Source organism: Pseudomonas brassicae (genome assembly GCF_010671725.1).
GTDB lineage: Bacteria > Pseudomonadota > Gammaproteobacteria > Pseudomonadales > Pseudomonadaceae > Aquipseudomonas > Aquipseudomonas brassicae.
In genome coordinates this window covers 1-16,559 of record NZ_JAAHBU010000179.1, presented here as the reverse complement: position 1 = coordinate 16,559, position 16,559 = coordinate 1, and the positions used below count along the sequence as shown (strand labels likewise).

At 65.1% G+C, this 16,559-nt stretch carries 14 protein-coding genes and 2 pseudogenes; 7 read left to right on the top strand and 9 right to left on the bottom strand.

Annotated elements, in window-relative coordinates; all coding sequences use genetic code 11:
- From G3436_RS14015 to G3436_RS14000, 4 genes and pseudogenes are all read left to right on the top strand, one after another.
- Positions 1–620: pseudogene (locus G3436_RS14015) on the top strand (ABC transporter ATP-binding protein); the annotation flags it as partial.
- A gap of 1 nt (position 621) precedes the next feature.
- Positions 622–1,524 (top strand): annotated as a pseudogene (locus G3436_RS14010) (ABC transporter permease).
- A complete protein-coding gene (locus tag G3436_RS14005; protein WP_163945917.1) occupies positions 1,514–2,329 on the top strand; it encodes an ABC transporter permease in 816 nt (271 codons plus the stop codon). Before G3436_RS14010 ends, G3436_RS14005 begins: the two are co-directional and overlap by 11 nt.
- Positions 2,330–2,353: 24 nt before the next feature.
- The gene (locus tag G3436_RS14000; RefSeq protein ID WP_163945914.1) at positions 2,354–3,778 is read left to right on the top strand and encodes a gamma-aminobutyraldehyde dehydrogenase; all 1,425 of its coding nucleotides are present in this window, start codon (positions 2,354–2,356) and stop codon (positions 3,776–3,778) included.
- Positions 3,779–3,811: 33 nt separating this feature from the next.
- Here G3436_RS14000 and G3436_RS13995 read toward each other — a convergent pair whose 3' ends face one another.
- The 3 genes from G3436_RS13995 to G3436_RS13985 all read right to left on the bottom strand — a co-directional run bounded on the left by G3436_RS13995 (position 3,812) and on the right by G3436_RS13985 (position 7,323).
- Positions 3,812–4,918, bottom strand: coding sequence for an NADH:flavin oxidoreductase/NADH oxidase (locus G3436_RS13995; protein WP_163945912.1), 1,107 nt, complete (start codon positions 4,916–4,918; stop codon positions 3,812–3,814).
- Between the two features lie 107 nt (positions 4,919–5,025).
- Positions 5,026–6,735 carry a single-stranded-DNA-specific exonuclease RecJ gene (gene recJ, locus G3436_RS13990; protein ID WP_163945909.1) on the bottom strand — a complete coding sequence of 570 codons (1,710 nt, stop codon included), beginning with the start codon at positions 6,733–6,735 and terminating at the stop codon, positions 5,026–5,028.
- Between the two features lie 45 nt (positions 6,736–6,780).
- A complete protein-coding gene (locus G3436_RS13985) occupies positions 6,781–7,323 on the bottom strand; it encodes a YaeQ family protein (RefSeq protein ID WP_163945906.1) in 543 nt (180 codons plus the stop codon).
- A gap of 153 nt (positions 7,324–7,476) precedes the next feature.
- On the opposite strand from G3436_RS13985, the gene G3436_RS13980 reads away from it, so the two are divergent.
- The gene (locus G3436_RS13980; protein ID WP_163945904.1) at positions 7,477–8,676 is read left to right on the top strand and encodes a CaiB/BaiF CoA transferase family protein; all 1,200 of its coding nucleotides are present in this window, start codon (positions 7,477–7,479) and stop codon (positions 8,674–8,676) included.
- Positions 8,677–8,681: 5 nt separating this feature from the next.
- Positions 8,682–9,542, top strand: coding sequence for a TIGR02285 family protein (locus tag G3436_RS13975; RefSeq protein WP_163945901.1), 861 nt, complete (start codon positions 8,682–8,684; stop codon positions 9,540–9,542).
- Positions 9,543–9,715: 173 nt separating this feature from the next.
- Here G3436_RS13975 and G3436_RS13970 read toward each other — a convergent pair whose 3' ends face one another.
- The 6 genes from G3436_RS13970 to xerD all read right to left on the bottom strand — a co-directional run bounded on the left by G3436_RS13970 (position 9,716) and on the right by xerD (position 15,347).
- Entirely contained in the window at positions 9,716–10,003 is a 288-nt protein-coding gene (locus G3436_RS13970; protein ID WP_163945898.1) for a DUF3509 domain-containing protein, read from the bottom strand.
- Between the two features lie 127 nt (positions 10,004–10,130).
- On the bottom strand, positions 10,131–10,541 hold the full coding sequence (locus tag G3436_RS13965; protein ID WP_163945896.1) for a response regulator: 411 nt from the start codon (positions 10,539–10,541) through the stop codon (positions 10,131–10,133).
- Positions 10,542–10,740: 199 nt separating this feature from the next.
- Entirely contained in the window at positions 10,741–12,150 is a 1,410-nt protein-coding gene (gene thrC, locus G3436_RS13960; RefSeq protein WP_163945893.1) for a threonine synthase, read from the bottom strand.
- 27 nt (positions 12,151–12,177) lie between these two features.
- Entirely contained in the window at positions 12,178–13,482 is a 1,305-nt protein-coding gene (locus G3436_RS13955) for a homoserine dehydrogenase (protein ID WP_163945890.1), read from the bottom strand.
- Positions 13,483–13,562: 80 nt separating this feature from the next.
- Complete coding sequence (locus tag G3436_RS13950) at positions 13,563–14,300, bottom strand: DsbC family protein (protein WP_163945889.1); 738 nt, start codon at positions 14,298–14,300, stop codon at positions 13,563–13,565.
- 150 nt (positions 14,301–14,450) lie between these two features.
- A complete protein-coding gene (gene xerD / locus G3436_RS13945) occupies positions 14,451–15,347 on the bottom strand; it encodes a site-specific tyrosine recombinase XerD (protein WP_163945886.1) in 897 nt (298 codons plus the stop codon).
- A gap of 70 nt (positions 15,348–15,417) precedes the next feature.
- Here xerD and G3436_RS13940 point away from each other — a divergent pair.
- Positions 15,418–16,559, top strand: a 1,142-nt coding sequence (locus G3436_RS13940; RefSeq protein ID WP_163945884.1) for a cation:proton antiporter domain-containing protein, incomplete at its 3' end; no start/stop codon positions are given.

Below are 16,559 nucleotides of genomic sequence, written 5' to 3'. Positions count from 1 at the left end.
CAGCGCGTGGCCCTGGCCCGGGCGCTGGTCAACCGGCCGCGGGTGCTGCTGCTCGACGAACCCCTCGGCGCCCTGGACCTCAAACTGCGCGAGCAGATGCAGGGCGAACTGAAAAAGCTGCAGCGCCAGCTGGGAATCACCTTCATCTTCGTCACCCACGACCAGACCGAGGCGCTGTCGATGTCCGACCGCGTCGCGGTGTTCAATCGCGGCGCATCGAACAGGTCGACACTCCGCGCAACCTCTATCGCTATCCGGCCAGCGCGTTTGTCGCCGAGTTCGTCGGCACCTCCAATGTGCTGCGCGGCGAGCTGGCCCAACAGCTCAGCGCCAGCCCACAGCCCTTTTCGATCCGCCCGGAGCATATCCGCCTGAGCGAGGCAGCGGTGGCCGGCAGCGAGGTGCAACTGAGCGGCGTGCTGCATGATGTGCAGTACCAGGGCAGCGCCACGCGCTATGAGCTCAGGCTCGACAACGGCCAGTTGCTGGCGGTAAGCCAGGCCAACACCCAGTGGCAAGCCGATACCGCGCCCTGGCAGGTCGGGCAGCGCCTGCACGCACGCTGGGCCCGCGAGGCGATGACGGCGTTGCGCGAAAGCCTGCCCGGCGAGGGCCGCTGAGATGATGCGACACGTCGCCAGCGTGCTGTACCGCCGGCCCAATCTGTACCTGGCACTGCTGCTGATCCCGCCCCTGATCTGGTTTGGCGCGATCTACCTCGGCTCGCTGCTGGCCTTGTTGTGGCAGGGTTTCTACACCTTCGACGACTTCACCATGGCGGTGCGCCCGAGCTGACCCTGGCCAATTTCGCCGCGCTGTTGCAGCCGTCCAACTTCGACATCATCCTGCGCACCCTGGGCATGGCGGTGGCCGTGTCGCTCGCCAGCGCAGTGCTGGCCTTCCCCATTGCCTATTACATGGCGCGCTACACCCGCGGCAAGACCAAGGCATTCTTCTATATCGCGGTGATGATGCCGATGTGGGCCAGCTACATCGTCAAGGCCTATGCCTGGACCCTGCTGCTAGCCAAGGGCGGGGTGGCGCAGTGGTTCGTCCAGCAGTTGGGCATGGAGCCGCTGCTGCAACTGGTGCTGGGGGTTCCCGGCGTGGGCGGCAGCACCCTGTCGACCTCGCACCTGGGACGCTTTCTGGTGTTCGTGTACATCTGGCTGCCGTTCATGATCCTGCCGATCCAGGCCGCGCTGGAGCGCCTGCCGCCGTCCTTGCTGCAAGCCTCGGCCGACCTGGGCGCAGGCCCCGCCAGACCTTCATGCAGGTGACCCTGCCGCTGGCGCTGCCGGGTGTTGCCGCCGGCTCCATCTTTACCTTTTCGCTGACCCTGGGCGATTTCATCGTGCCGCAACTGATTGGCCCGCCCGGCTACTTCATCGGCAACATGGTCTACGCCCAGCAAGGCGCATCGGCAACATGCCGATGGCGGCCGCCTTCACCCTGGTGCCGATCGTGCTGATCGCCGTGTACCTGTCCATGGTCAAACGCCTGGGGGCCTTCGATGCACTCTGAACGCGCGTCAGCGGGGCTGCGCCTGGCGGCCTGGGGCGGCCTGGTGTTCCTGCACTTCCCGATCCTGATCATCGTGCTGTACGCCTTCAACACCGAAGACGCAGCGTTCAGCTTCCCGCCGCGCGGGCTGACCCTCAAGTGGTTCAGCGTGGCGTTCTCGCGGCCCGACGTGCTGCAGTCGATCAGCCTGTCGCTGCAGGTCGCCTGCCTGGCCACGCTGATTGCCCTGGTGCTCGGCACCCTGGCCTCGGCAGCGCTGTACCGGCGCAGCTTTTTCGGCAAGCAAAGCCTGTCGCTGATGCTGATCCTGCCCATTGCCCTGCCGGGCATCATCACCGGCATCGCCCTGCTCTCGGCGTTCAAGACCCTGGGCATCGAACCGGGCATTTTCACCATCGTGGTGGGCCACGCCACCTTTTGCGTGGTGATCGTCTACAACAATGTGATCGCGCGCCTGCGGCGTACCTCGTACAACCTGATCGAAGCGTCGATGGACCTGGGCGCCGATGGCTGGCAGACCTTTCGCTACATCGTGCTGCCCAACCTCGGTTCGGCGCTGCTGGCCGGCGGCATGCTGGCATTTGCCCTGTCGTTCGACGAAATCATCGTCACCACCTTCACCGCGGGGCATGAGCGCACGCTGCCGATCTGGCTGCTCAATCAGCTCAGCCGGCCCCGCGATGTACCGGTCACCAACGTCGTCGCCCTGCTGGTGATGCTGGTAACCATGTTGCCGATTCTTGGCGCCTACTACCTGACCCGCAGCGGCGAAAACGTCGCCGGCAGCGGCAGCGGCAGCCGCTAAACCTGACCTGGAGGCGTGAACACCATGCAAACCCGACTGCTGATCAATGGCCAGCTGGTGGCCGGTGAAGGCCCGAGCCTGAGCGTGCTCAACCCGGCGCTGGGCACTGCGCTGGCGCACATCAATGAAGCCAGCGACGCCCAGGTGGACGCCGCGGTACGCGCCGCCGACCACGCCTTCGAGGGCTGGTCGCAGACCTCGCCCAAGGACCGCGGCGTACTGCTGCTCAAGCTGGCCGACACCATCGAGGCCCATGCCCAGACGCTGGCCCGCCTGGAGTCCGACAACTGCGGCAAGCCCTACCTCGCGGCGCTGCACGACGAGATCCCGGCAATTGCCGACGTGTTCCGGTTTTTCGCCGGGGCCAGCCGCTGCCTGGCGGGCTCGGCGGCAGGCGAATACCTGCCCGGGCATACCTCGATGGTGCGCCGCGACCCACTGGGCGTGGTAGCGTCGATTGCACCGTGGAACTACCCGCTGATGATGCTGGCGTGGAAGATCGCGCCGGCACTGGCAGCCGGCAATACGGTGGTGCTCAAGCCCTCGGAGCAGACCCCGCTGACCGCCCTGCACCTGGCCCAACTGGCTGGCGAGCTGTTCCCGGCCGGGGTGCTCAACATTCTGTTCGGCAGGGGGCCGAGCGTGGGCACGCCGCTGGTCACCCACCCCAAGGTGCGCATGGTCTCGCTGACCGGCTCGATCGCCACCGGCAGCCACATCATCGCCAGCACCGCCGACAGCGTGAAGCGCCTGCACATGGAACTGGGCGGCAAGGCCCCGGTGATCATCTTCGATGATGCCGACATTGAGGCGGCAGTCGCGGGCATTCGTACCTTCGGTTTCTACAATGCCGGCCAGGACTGTACGGCGGCCTGTCGCATCTATGCCCAGGCCGGGATCTACGAAACCTTCGTGAGCAAACTGGGCGCAGCGGTCGCCAGCATCCGCTACGGGCTGCAGGACGACCCGCAGACCGAACTCGGGCCGCTGATCAGCGCCGCTCACCGCGACCGCGTGGCCGCGCTGGTGGAGCGTGCAATCGCGCAACCGCACATGCGCCTGATCACCGGGGGCAAGGCGGTCGCAGGCGACGGATTCTTCTTCGAGCCGACGGTGCTGGCCGACGCCCGGCAGGACGACGAGATCGTGCGCCGCGAAGTGTTCGGGCCGGTGGTCTCGGTAACCCGTTTCGACGATGAGCAACAGGTGCTGGCCTGGGCCAATGATTCGGACTACGGCCTGGCGTCATCGCTATGGACCGCCGACGTGGGGCGCGCCCACCGCGTGTCGGCGCGCCTGCAGTACGGCTGCACCTGGGTCAACACGCACTTCATGCTGGTGAGCGAGATGCCGCATGGCGGGCAGAAGCGGTCGGGTTACGGCAAGGACATGTCGATGTTCGGGCTGGAGGACTACACCTGTGTGCGGCATGTGATGTTCAAGCATTGAGCGGGGCCGCACTGCGGCCCCGCCTGCCAACGATCAATCGCGCAGGTCAGACTCGTGTATCGGCTGGTCGCGATGGGTCGCGCGCTGGTATTGCGCCGGCCATACCGCCTTCTGCCCGCCCAGGTCGTCGTCGGCATGCAGCGCCCAGTAAGGGTCACGCAACAGTTCGCGGGCCAGCAGGATGATGTCAGCCTGGCCGGTACGCAGGATGTGCTCGGCCTGCGCCGGCTCGGTGATCATGCCCACCGTGCCGGTGGCAATCCCCGACTCCTTGCGCACCCGCTCGGCAAAGCGCGTCTGGTATCCCGGCCCCGTCGGGATCTCGGCATTCATCGCCGTGCCCCCCGACGACACGTCGATCAGGTCGGCACCCAGGGCCTTCAGCCGCTTGGCCAGCTCAACGGTTTCATCCGGGTTCCAGCCATCCTCGACCCAGTCGGTAGCCGAGACCCGCACGAACAGCGGCAACGCCTCAGGCCAGACGTCACGCACCGCCTCGGTGACCTGCAAGGTCAGGCGGATGCGGTTGTCGAAACAACTGCCGTACTGGTCTCGACGCTGGTTGCTCAACGGCGAGAGGAATTGATGCAGCAGGTAACCATGCGCCGCATGCACCTCGACCACCTTGAAGCCTGCCTCCAGCGCGCGCCGGGCCGCGTCGACGAAGGCCTGGATAATGTCGTGGATCTGCGCTTCGCTCAGTTCGGCAGGTGCCGTGTGCTGCGGGTCGAAGGCAATTTTCGACGGACCGACCGGCACCCAGCCACCGTCCTCGGGCTTGATGCTGCCGTGCTTGCCCAGCCACGGTCGATGCGTGCTGGCCTTGCGCCCGGCATGCGCCAGCTGGATACCCGGGACTACCCCCTGGGCCGTGATGAAACGGGTGATGCGCTGCAACGGGGCAATCTGCGCGTCGTTCCACAGGCCCAGGTCCTGGGCGGTGATACGACCGTCGGCAGTGACCGCCGTGGCTTCGGTGAAGATCAGGCCGGCACCGCCGACCGCGCGGCTGCCCAGATGGACCAGGTGCCAGTCGTTGGCCAGGCCGTCGACACTCGAATACTGGCACATGGGCGAGACCGCGATGCGGTTGGGCAAGGTCAGCTGACGCAGGGTGTAGGGCTCAAGCAGCAGGCTCATGAGGGCACCTCTCCAGACTCCAAATGGTGGGCCGAACCGAGCGCATTATCTTCCCCGCGGCTCAGTGCCGGTCCCTTGAGCCTAGACCAGTTTGCTCCCTTGAGGGTTCAGCGCGGCTCCATATGGGCAATCAGCAGTTGCACTGTCTCGTTGCCGCGGAACTCGTTGACATCAAGCTTGTAGGCCAGCTCGACCCAGCGCACGGTGGGGTTCGGCCACACCTCGCGGTCGATGCCGAAGGCAATGCCGTCAAGGGTCACCGCGCCGCATTCGCTCTTGAGCACCACTTTCAGGTGGCGCTCGCCCACCACGCGCTGCTGCACCAGCTGGAACACCCCATGGAACAGCGGCTCGGGAAAGTGCTGGCCCCAGGGCCCGGCATTGCGCAGCGCCCGCGCCAGTTCCAGATGGAACTCCTCGACCGCCAGGCTGCCATCGGACAGCAGGCGCCCGGTCAGGTCTTCTTCCTCCAGCTGGCGGCGTACCTCGGCATCGAAGGCCTGGGCAAACGCTGGGAAATGCTCGGCCGGCAACGACAGCCCTGCCGCCATGGCATGCCCGCCGAACTTGCTGATGAGGTCGGGGTGCGCAGCCGCCACCGCGTCCAGCGCATCACGGATATGAAAGCCCGGCACCGAGCGCGCCGAGCCCTTGAGCATGCCCTCGCCGGCATCGGCAAAGGCGATGGTCGGCCGGTGGTAACGCTCCTTGAGGCGCGAGGCGAGAATACCGATCACGCCCTGGTGCCAGTCGGCCTCGAACAGGCACAGGCCGAACGGCATCGATTCCAGCGGCAGGTCCTTGAGTTGGGCCAGCGCCTCACGCTGCATGCCCTGTTCGATGGACTTGCGGTCCTGGTTCAGTTCGTCCAGTTGCACGGCCATTTCCCGCGCCAGCAGCGGGTCGTCGCTGAGCAGGCATTCGATACCCAGGCTCATGTCGTCCAGGCGCCCGGCCGCATTCAGGCGCGGCCCGAGAATGAAGCCCAGGTCGGTGGAAGTGATGCGCGCGTGTTCGCGCCGCGCCACTTCCAGAATCGCCTTGAGCCCGGGCCGCGCACGCCCGGCGCGAATGCGCTCCAGGCCCTGGTGCACCAGAATACGGTTGTTGGCATCCAGCGGCACCACGTCGGCCACGCTGCCCAGCGCCACCAGGTCGAGCAGCTCGCCGATGTTCGGCTGCGGGCGGCTGTCGTAATGGCCCAGGCTGCGCAGGCGCGCACGCAGTGCCATCAGTACATAGAAGATCACCCCCACCCCGGCCAGCGCCTTGCTGGGGAACTCGCAGCCTGGCTGGTTGGGGTTGACGATCGCATCGGCCGCCGGCAGTTCGTGGCCTGGCAAGTGGTGGTCGGTGACCAGCACCTGCAAACCGGCCGCCTTGGCCGCCGCCACGCCCTCGACACTGGAAATGCCGTTGTCCACCGTGACCAGCAACTGCGGCGTACGCTGCAACGCCACCTCGACGATCTCGGGGGTCAGGCCATAGCCGTATTCGAAGCGGTTGGGCACCAGGTAATCGACATGCGCCGCGCCCAGCAGGCGCAACCCCAGTACACCGACGGTGCTGGCGGTGGCACCATCGGCATCGAAGTCGCCGACGATCAGGATGCGCTGACGCTGCTCCAGCGCCGTCACCAGCAGGTCGACCGCCGCATCGATGCCCTTGAGCTGCTGATAGGGCAGCAAGCGCGCCAGACTCTTGTCCAGCTCGGCCTCGGACTGCACGCCGCGGGCGGCATACAGACGGGTCAGCAGGGGGGGCAGGTCACCGAGGAACGGCAGGCTGGACGGCAGTGAACGCGGTTCGATACGCATGGGGCAATCAAGGCTTCTCTGGAATCAAAAGGATCGAGGCGCGGCTCAGCCGCGCTCGCCCAGCAACCACTGCAGCTGGACTTCGTGCTGGCCACGGTCGTCGGTGACGAAAAGGGTGCCTTCGCTGATCATCACATCCCACTTGATCGCACGCGGCATGTCCTTGGCCAGGGTTTCCAGCACTTCTTGCGGCACCGCAGCGATATTGACGTTTTTCAGGCCCTTGACCGCCGGCACCACCTTGGTTTCCCACACCCGCAAGCTGCCATAGGCCAGCAGGCTGGTGCGCTCGGTGCGGCGCGAGCACCAGGTCAGGCGATCGGCGTCGGGCTGGCCGACCTCGATCCAGTGCAGCACACGGTCATCCAGGCTCTTTTCCCACAGTGCCGGCTCATCGACGTCCGACAGGCCGCGACCGAATGCCAACTGCTCGTTGTACCAGAAGGCATAGGCCAGCAGGCGCACGGCCATGCGCTCCTCGGTTTCCGACGGATGACGGGCGATCGTCTGCTTGACGCTTTCGTACACGCCACGGTCGAGGTCGGTGAGGTTCAGTTCAAACTTGTAGGTGGTGGACGGCTGGGCCATGGACGGGCTTCTGGTAACAGGAAAAGTCGCCCAGTCTAACCGATGCGCTGGCAATCAACGAACCGAACCATACAATCTCCGGGGCCAGGCAGTATCTGCCGCTGCCGCCCTGTGATAAAAACTAGCGCTCTGCCCTGCTGCCACGGATGCCCCATGCCCTTGCCCAGTAAACCGCTCGCCGGCCTCAACGTCATCGAACTCGGTACCCTGATTGCCGGCCCCTTCGCGTCGCGCATCTGCGCCGAGTTCGGGGCCCAGGTGATCAAGGTCGAGTCGCCCGATGGCGGCGACCCGCTGCGCAAGTGGCGCAAGCTGTATGAAGGCACCTCGCTATGGTGGTTCGTGCAGGCGCGCAACAAGCAGTCGCTGACACTCAACCTCAAGCACCCCGAAGGCGTGGCCATCCTCAAGCAACTGCTGGCCGATGCCGACATCCTGATCGAGAACTTTCGCCCCGGCGTGCTGGAAAAGCTCGGCCTGGGCTGGGACGTGCTGCACGCCCTGAACCCGAAGCTGGTGATGGTGCGCCTGTCGGGCTTCGGCCAGACCGGCCCGATGAAAGACCAGCCCGGCTTCGGTGCGGTCGGCGAGTCCATGGGCGGCCTGCGTTACATCACCGGCTTCGACGACCGCCCACCGGTGCGTACCGGTATCTCCATCGGCGATTCGATTGCCGCGCTGTGGGGCGTGATCGGTGCGCTGATGGCGCTGCGTCACCGCGAAGTCAACGGCGGCCAGGGCCAGGTGGTGGACGTGGCCCTGTACGAAGCGATCTTTGCCATGATGGAAAGCATGGTGCCGGAGTTCGACGTATTCGGCTTTATCCGCGAGCGTACCGGCAACATCATGCCCGGCATCACGCCCTCCTCCATTCACACCAGCGCCGATGGCAAGCACGTGCAGATCGGCGCCAATGGCGACGCGATCTTCAAGCGTTTCATGCACGCGATCGGCCGCGACGACCTGGCCGATGACCCGGCGCTGGCCAGCAACGATGGCCGCGACCTGCGCCGTGACGAACTGTATGCCGTGATCGACCGCTGGGCCCGCAGCGTGCCACTGGACGCCATGCTGCAGACGCTCAACGAGGCGCAGGTACCCGCCAGTCGCATCTATTCGGCCGAAGACATGTTCAGCGACCCGCAGTTCCTGGCACGGGAGATGTTCCTGCAGGCCAAGCTGCCCGACGGCACCCCGTTCAAGATGCCGGGCATCGTGCCCAAGCTGTCGGACACACCAGGTTCGAGCGAGTGGGTCGGGCCCGAACTGGGCGAGCACACCGCACAGTTGCTGGGCGGCCTTGGCTACGACGCCGCGGCCATTGCGCGCCTGCGCGAGCAGGGTGCGGTCTGAGCCGCGTGCGCCGCCCCCGCCTGCATGGCGCCCTGCTGGGCCTGCTGCTGAGCCTGCTGCCGGCGTCGGCATGGGCCAAGGAAACGCTCATCTGGCTGCTGCGCGACCTGCCGCCACTGACCATTTTCGAAGGCCCGAAAAAAGGCCAGGGGGCGGTCGACCAATTGCTGCCGATACTGATCGAGCGCATGCCCGAGTACGACCACAGCATCCTGCGCGTGAACCGCGCCCGCGGCATGCAGATGCTGCAGGAACAGAGCTTCACCTGTGACCCGACGCTGCTCTGGACCCCGGAGCGGGACCGCTTCGTGCGTTTCTCCATCCCGGCACTGGCCGCCCAGAGCAATGTGGTGGTGGCGCGCAGCAAAGACCAGGCGAGCCTCACGCCCTTCATCAACAATGGCGAGGTGGACCTCGACGCCCTGCTGGCGAGCAACACGCTCAAGCTGGGGATTGTCGGGCAGCGCAGCTACAGCGCGCGCGCCGACGAGATCATCAAGGGCGCGCCGCCCGCAGCCATCAGCCGCCATTTCGGCAATGACGCCGTGGGCAGCCTGCTGCAGATGCAGCAATTGGGACGCCTTGACCTGCTGCTGGCCTACTGGCCCGAGGTGCGCTACATGCTCGAAAAGCAGCCTCAACTGCACGCCCTGGTCCACTTCCCGATCAAGGGCCTGTCGCACTATCAGTTGACCTATGTCGGCTGCTCCGACACTCCGCTGGGCCGTGAGGCCATCACGCACATCAACCAGTTGTTGCGCACCTTGCGCCTCGACACCCTGGCACCGCTGTACGCGCAATGGCTGGATCCGGACGACCGCGAGACTTACCTGAACGATATTCGCGCACTGATGCGTACGCATTGAGGCGCCGCCGGCACATTAGTTACAGGCAAAAAGAAACCCCGAACGGTGGGGAGGCCGACGGGGTTAAACGAGGACGGCTTGGCGCCTCGCACGGACAACTTCGCGGCATCGGAGCAAAACGCCGTTCACTTGTCCTTAAACTGTCTGATTGCCTTTGACGAGAAAGGTTCCCATCACTGGGCGAGGATTTGTGTGCGCGACTGGCGGGCATGCTGCAGCGCAGCGATCACACATGGCTGCAGCCGCCCTTCGTGGATGCCCAGGTCGCGCTGCAGGCCGTCGACCAGGTCCACCAGTAGACGCTGGTCATGCAATTGGCTGGCCTTGACACTGCGCCGCAACACCGTATCGCCTGCCGGGTCGGTCAACAGCAGATCGCAATCGGTGCTGGCGTGGCGGGACGTCAGCGTGACCTGATAAGGCGTCAAGGCTTCACTTAGCAACATGCTGATAGTGTTCATGGGGTCACCATTCACGTTGGTTATTGAAAGGGGTCTTTCACTGACCCTGGGCAATCATCAAAAGTTCGACCGCTGTGCGCCCCTGGCTGCCTGCTTTGAGCGAGCATGCCCGGCAAAGATGACAGAATCATGCGACCTGCGCAGGCGCATCCAGGCGGGTGCGGTAGCCAAGCAACAGCCGGTGCAGGGCCAGCGGACAGGCAGGCGTGGGCAACACCCCCAACACCGGCAAGCCAGACTGTTCGACCAGGTCGCTGGCGCCGTCCAGCACACTGCGTCGGGCGCCGCTGAGAATGATCAGGCTGGCCGCCAATGCGTGCCGGGCCAGGTAGCGCACCAGCGCCACGCCGTCGTATTCGCCGGCCAGCACATCGCAGATGGCGATGTCCACAGCGCCGCGCCGCGCCAGTACGCCTTGCGCCTGCGCGCCGCTCTCGGCCACGCGCACATCGAACACGCCGTGGGCGTTGAGTGTCTGGTGCAGGGCCATGAGCCGGTAGGGATGAGGCTCGATCAGCAGAACCTTGAGTGAATGCATGGGGCTTCTCCACAGTCGCCAGGGTGCCCATGGCACGTTGCCCACTCTAGAAAAGCCTGCGCACCTGCCCCATAGGAAAAATCCGAAAACGTGCCTGGCAACGCCCATGAAGAGGCGCCACAGCAGCCTTGTCGCGCCCAGCAAAAAGCCCCGGGGCTTGCGCACCGGGGGCTTTGCGTGACACGCCAGGGGGTTGCCCTCAGAGTGGCTTGCCGCGATTGCCATGCTGGCTGACAAACGCCTGCACCGCTTTCAGGTCGTTGGCCAGCACCGTGCATTTCTCCTCGCGGGAGAACAGGTCGGTCAGGTGCGCCGGCAACTCCAGGGCCTTGCCCACGCCAGCCTTCTCCACCGCTTCGGGGAACTTGACCGGGTGCGCAGTCCCCAGCACCACCATCGGCGTGTCCAGGCTGCGACGGCACTCGCGGCCAGCCTTGACGCCAATCGCGGTGTGCGGGTCGAGCACTTCGCCAGTCTGGGCAAACACTTCGGCAATGGTCTCGCAGGTCTGCGCGTCGTCCACTGCCAGCGAATCGAACAGCTTGCGCGCCTCGCTCCAGCGGTCTTGCTCGACGCTGAAGCCGCCACCTTGCTTGAAGGTGTCCATCAGCTCGGCAATCGCCGCACCGTTGCGCCCGTGCAGGTCGAACAGCAGGCGTTCGAAGTTCGACGACACCATGATGTCCATCGACGGCGACAGGGTCGCGTGCAGGGTGTCCTTGACGTAGCCGTTGCCGCTCATGAAACGGTGCAGGATGTCGTTGCGGTTGGTCGCCACGATCAGCTGGCTGATCGGCAGGCCCATGTTGCGGGCCAGGTAACCGGCGAAGATGTCGCCGAAGTTGCCGGTAGGTACCGAGAACGCCACCGAACGAGCCGGGCCGCCCAACTGCAGGGCTGCGTGGAAGTAGTAGACGATCTGGGCCATGATCCGCGCCCAGTTGATCGAGTTCACCGCCACCAGGCGCGTACCTTTGAGGAAACTCTGGTCGGCAAAGCTGGCCTTGACCATTTCCTGGCAGTCGTCGAAGTTGCCTTCGATCGCGATGTTGTGGATGTTCTCGCCGAAGATCGTGGTCATCTGGCGGCGCTGGACTTCCGAGACGCGCTGGTGCGGGTGCAGGATGAAGATGTCGACGTTGTCGCAACGACGGCAGCCTTCGATGGCCGCCGAACCGGTGTCACCACTGGTGGCGCCGATGATCACCACGCGCTCGCCGCGCTTGACCAGCACGTGGTCGAGCAGGCGACCGAGCAGTTGCAGGGCAAAGTCCTTGAACGCCAGGGTCGGGCCGTGGAACAGCTCCAGCACCCACTCGTTGCTGCCCAGTTGGCGCAGCGGGGCGACCGCCGCGTGAGCGAAGGCGCCGTAGGTCTCTTCGAGGATCTTCTTGAAATCGGCATCGGCAATCGAACCGGTGACGAATGGGCGCATGACCCGGAAAGCCAGCTCGTGGTACGGCAGGCCAGCCCACGAAGCGATCTCTTCCTGGGTGAAGCGCGGCAGGTTTTCCGGCACGTACAGGCCGCCGTCGCTGGCAAGACCGGCCAGCAGCACGTCTTCAAAATTCAGGGCCGGTGCCTGGCCGCGGGTACTGATGTAACGCATGACCTATTCCTCTAACTCAAAGACAGCTCAGTTCAGTTGTTCGACGCGGATACGCACCACGCTGCCCACCACATCCTGCAAGGCTTGCAGGGCGGTGATCGCGTCGTCCATGCGTTGTTCGAGCACGCTGTGGGTGAGCAGGATCATCGGCACCAGGCCGTCGTGCTCCTCGACTTCCTTCTGCATGATCGATTCGATGTTGATGCCACGCTCCGACAGGATGCTGGCCACCTGGGCCAGCACGCCGGGACGGTCCTTGGCCTGGATACGCAGGTAGTAGGCGCTTTCGCAGGCTTCGATCGGCAGGATCGGGTGCGCCGACAGCGAGTCCGGCTGGAACGCCAGGTGTGGCACACGGTTTTCCGGGTCGCTGGTCATGGCGCGCACCACATCGACCAGGTCGGCAATCACCGACGAGGCGGTTGGCTCCATGCCGGCACCGGCACCGTAGAACAGCGTGGAGCCGGCGGCATCGCCGTTGACCATGACCGCGTTCATCACGCCGTTGACGTTGGCGATCAGGCGGTCGGCCGGGATCAGTGTCGGGTGTACGCGCAACTCGATCCCGTTGGCCGTGCTACGGGCCACGCCCAGGTGCTTGATGCGGTAGCCGAGGGCCTCGGCGTAGTTCACGTCGGCGGTGGTCAGTTGAGTGATGCCTTCGGTGTAGGCCTTGTCGAACTGCAGCGGGATACCAAAGGCGATGGACGCCAGGATGGTCAGCTTGTGCGCAGCGTCGATGCCCTCGACGTCGAACGTCGGATCGGCTTCGGCATAGCCCAGCGCCTGGGCTTCGGCCAGCACATCCGGGAAGGTGCGGCCCTTTTCGCGCATCTCGGTGAGGATGAAGTTGCCGGTGCCGTTGATGATCCCGGCCACCCAGTTGATGCGGTTGGCCGAGAGGCCCTCGCGGATCGCCTTGATCACCGGGATACCACCGGCCACGGCGGCTTCGAATGCCACGATCACGCCCTTTTCCCGCGCCCTGGCGAAGATCTCGTTGCCGTGCACGGCGATCAGCGCCTTGTTGGCGGTAACCACGTGCTTGCCGTGCTCGATGGCCTTGAGCACCAGCTCGCGGGCAATCGTGTAGCCGCCGATCAGCTCGATGACGATATCGATCTCGGGGTTGCTCGCCACCTCGAACACATCAGCGGTAATGGGGGTACCGGTAATCTGGCAATTCGGGTTTGGCGTACGCATGGCGATTTGCGCCACTTCGATTCCACGCCCGGCGCGGCGGGCAATCTCCTCGGCGTTACGCTGAAGTACATTGAAGGTACCGCCACCGACGGTCCCCAACCCACAGATGCCTACTTTGACCGGTTTCACTGTGAACTCCCCATTGTACGACCGGCCTGGCGCCGGTCGAAAAAACAGCCGTACCCAAGGGGTACGGCGCACTGATTGAATTATTTAGCGGCGGTGAGTGCCAGTTTGGCCACTTGCGGGGCCGGCTGGTAGCCCGGAATCACCTGGCCATCTTCAAGCACGATGGCAGGTGTGCCGTTGACGCCGATCGACTGGCCGATCTGGAACTGCTTGCCCACTGGGTTCTCGCACTTGGCTGCCTTGATTTCCTTGCCATCGACCATCTTGTCCATGGCGGCCTTGCGGTCGCTCGAACACCACACCGCCTGCAACTGCTGGTCACCCGACGACCCCAGGCCCTGGCGCGGAAAGGCGACATAGCGCACTTCGATACCGCGCTTGTTCAGCTCGGGCACTTCAGCGTGCAGCTTGTGGCAGTACGGGCAGGTAGTGTCGGTGAACACGGTGATGTGCGACTTGGTTTCACCCTTGGCAGGGTAAACCACCATTTCGGCGGCCGGAATCCCATTGATGGTCTTGGCGATGGCCACGCGCTCGGCTTTCTCGGTCAGGTTGACCGGCTTGCCGTCCTGGATCTGGAACAGGTAGCCCTGCACCAGGAACTGGCCGTCGGCACTGGCGTACAGCACGCGCCCGCCCTTGAGCTTGACTTCGTACAGGCCGTTGACCGGGCTGGCAGCAATGCTGTCCACCGGCACTTCGGACTCCAGCGACTGCAAGGATTTGCGAATCGCCTGCTCGGCGTCGCTGGCCGCAGCGGCGGCAAAGGTACTGGCCAGCGCCAGGGCGGCGGCGGCTAAAATCTGGGTCACGCGCATGAAAACTCCTGAAGGCGGACAGGGGGCCGAAAACGGAACAGACGTACCGAAAAACGGTGGCAATCCAGGGCCCGGGTGTAAACCGCAGAAGCGTACCACATTCACTGCCGCGCTTTGACTGCCGTCGACGCATGCAACGCCTATCGGCGCTCAACCACGCGGGTGATGCCGGGCGTGCAGTTCCTGCAGGCGCGCACGGGCGACATGGGTGTAGATCTGGGTGGTCGACAGGTCGCTATGGCCCAGCAGCATCTGCACCACGCGCAGGTCCGCGCCATGGTTGAGCAGGTGGGTGGCAAACGCGTGACGCAAGGTGTGCGGCGACAACGCCTTGCCGATGCCGGCAACCTGAGCCTGGTGCTTGATGCGGTGCCAGAACGTCTGGCGGGTCATCTGCTCGCCACGCTGGCTGGGGAACAGCACGTCACTGGGGCGGCCGCTGAGCAGGTCGTTGCGCCCGTCACGCAGGTAGCGCTCGAGCCACACCACGGCCTCCTCGCCCATCGGCACCAGACGCTCCTTGCTGCCCTTGCCCATCACCCGCAGCACACCCTGGCGCAGATTGACCTGGTCGAGCGTCAGGCTTACCAGCTCGGTCACCCGCAGCCCGCAGGCATACAGCACCTCAAGCATGGCGCGATCGCGCTGGCCGATGGCTTGGCTCAGGTCCGGCGCCTGCAACAGCGCCTCCACATCGGCCTCGGACAGCGACTTGGGCAGCGGCCGGCCCAATTGCGGCATGTCCACCTGCAGGGTCGGGTCGACACCGATCAGCTTTTCACGCAGCAGGTAGCGGTAGAAACCGCGCACCCCGGACAGGAAACGCGCCGTGGAGCGCGGCTTGTAGCCCTGATCCAGACGCCAGGCCAGGTGATCCAGGATCAGCTCGCGGCCGGCACCGGGCAGCTCCACGCCCTGCTCCTGCAACCAGCCGTTGAACAGCGCCAGGTCGCTGCGATACGCATCGCGGGTGTTGTCGGACAAACCTTTTTCCAGCCACAGGGCGTCGAGGAACTGGTCGATCAGAGGGTGTTCGATGGCAGGCATGAAGGCTCGGTGGTGAGGCTGGGAAATACCGCTAGTCTTCCATAACAGCGCCGGCATAGGGAGATACCGAGTGGACGAACAACAGATATTCCTGGCGTTCGCAGGGATTGGTGCCGCCGCGCTCGGTTGCCAATGGCTGGCGTGGCGGCTGAAGCTGCCGGCCATTCTGTTTCTGTTGCTCAGTGGCATTGTTGCCGGCCCCCTGCTCGGCTGGCTCGACCCACAGGCACTGTTCGGCCCGCTGTTGATGCCGCTGGTGTCGCTGGCGGTGGCGCTGATCCTGTTCGAAGGCAGCCTGACCCTGCACCTGTCGCAATGGCGCGAGATCGGCAGCGTGGTGCGCCGCATGGTGACCCTGGGGGCGCTTGCGACCTGGCTGGTGATCAGCGTCGCCACCCACTGGCTGCTGGGCTTCGACTGGCTGCTGGCGATCCTGTTCGGCACCCTGACCCTGGTCACCGGCCCCACGGTGATCGTGCCGATGCTGCGGGTGGTACGGCCCAAGGCGACCATCGCCAACATCCTGCGCTGGGAAGGCATTGTCATCGACCCGATCGGCGCGCTGCTGGCGGTGGTGATGTACAGCTTCATCATCGCCAGTGCCGCGGGCGACGGTCTGAGCCGCAGCCTGCTGACCTTTGCCGGGGTGATCCTGTGCGGCAGCGCCTCTGGTGTGGCGGGCGGCTGGCTGCTGGGCCAGGTCATCCGTCGCCAGTGGCTGCCCGAGTACCTGCACAACCTGGCTTCGCTGGCGGCCGTGCTCGGCATTTTCATCGGTGCCAATCAACTGATGCACGAATCCGGGCTGCTGGCCGTCACCCTGATGGGCATGTGGCTGGCGAACATGAAGGGCGTGGACGTGCGACAGATCCTGCACTTCAAGGAGAACCTCAGCGTGCTGCTGATTTCCGGGCTGTTCATTCTGCTGGCGGCACGCCTGGACCTCCACGCCCTGCTCGGCCTGGGCCCTGCGGTGCTGGCGTTGCTGCTGGTGATCCAGCTGGTGGCGCGGCCGCTGAACGTGGCGCTGTGCACCTGGGGTTCGCAACTGAACTGGCGTGAACGTGCGCTGCTGGCCTGGATCGCCCCACGCGGCATCGTGGCGGCGGCGGTGTCGGCGATTTTCGCGATTCGCCTGGATGAGGCCGGGCACGCGGGCGCGTTGCTGCTGGTGCCGCTGACGTTTGCGGTGATCATCGGCACGGTGGTGCT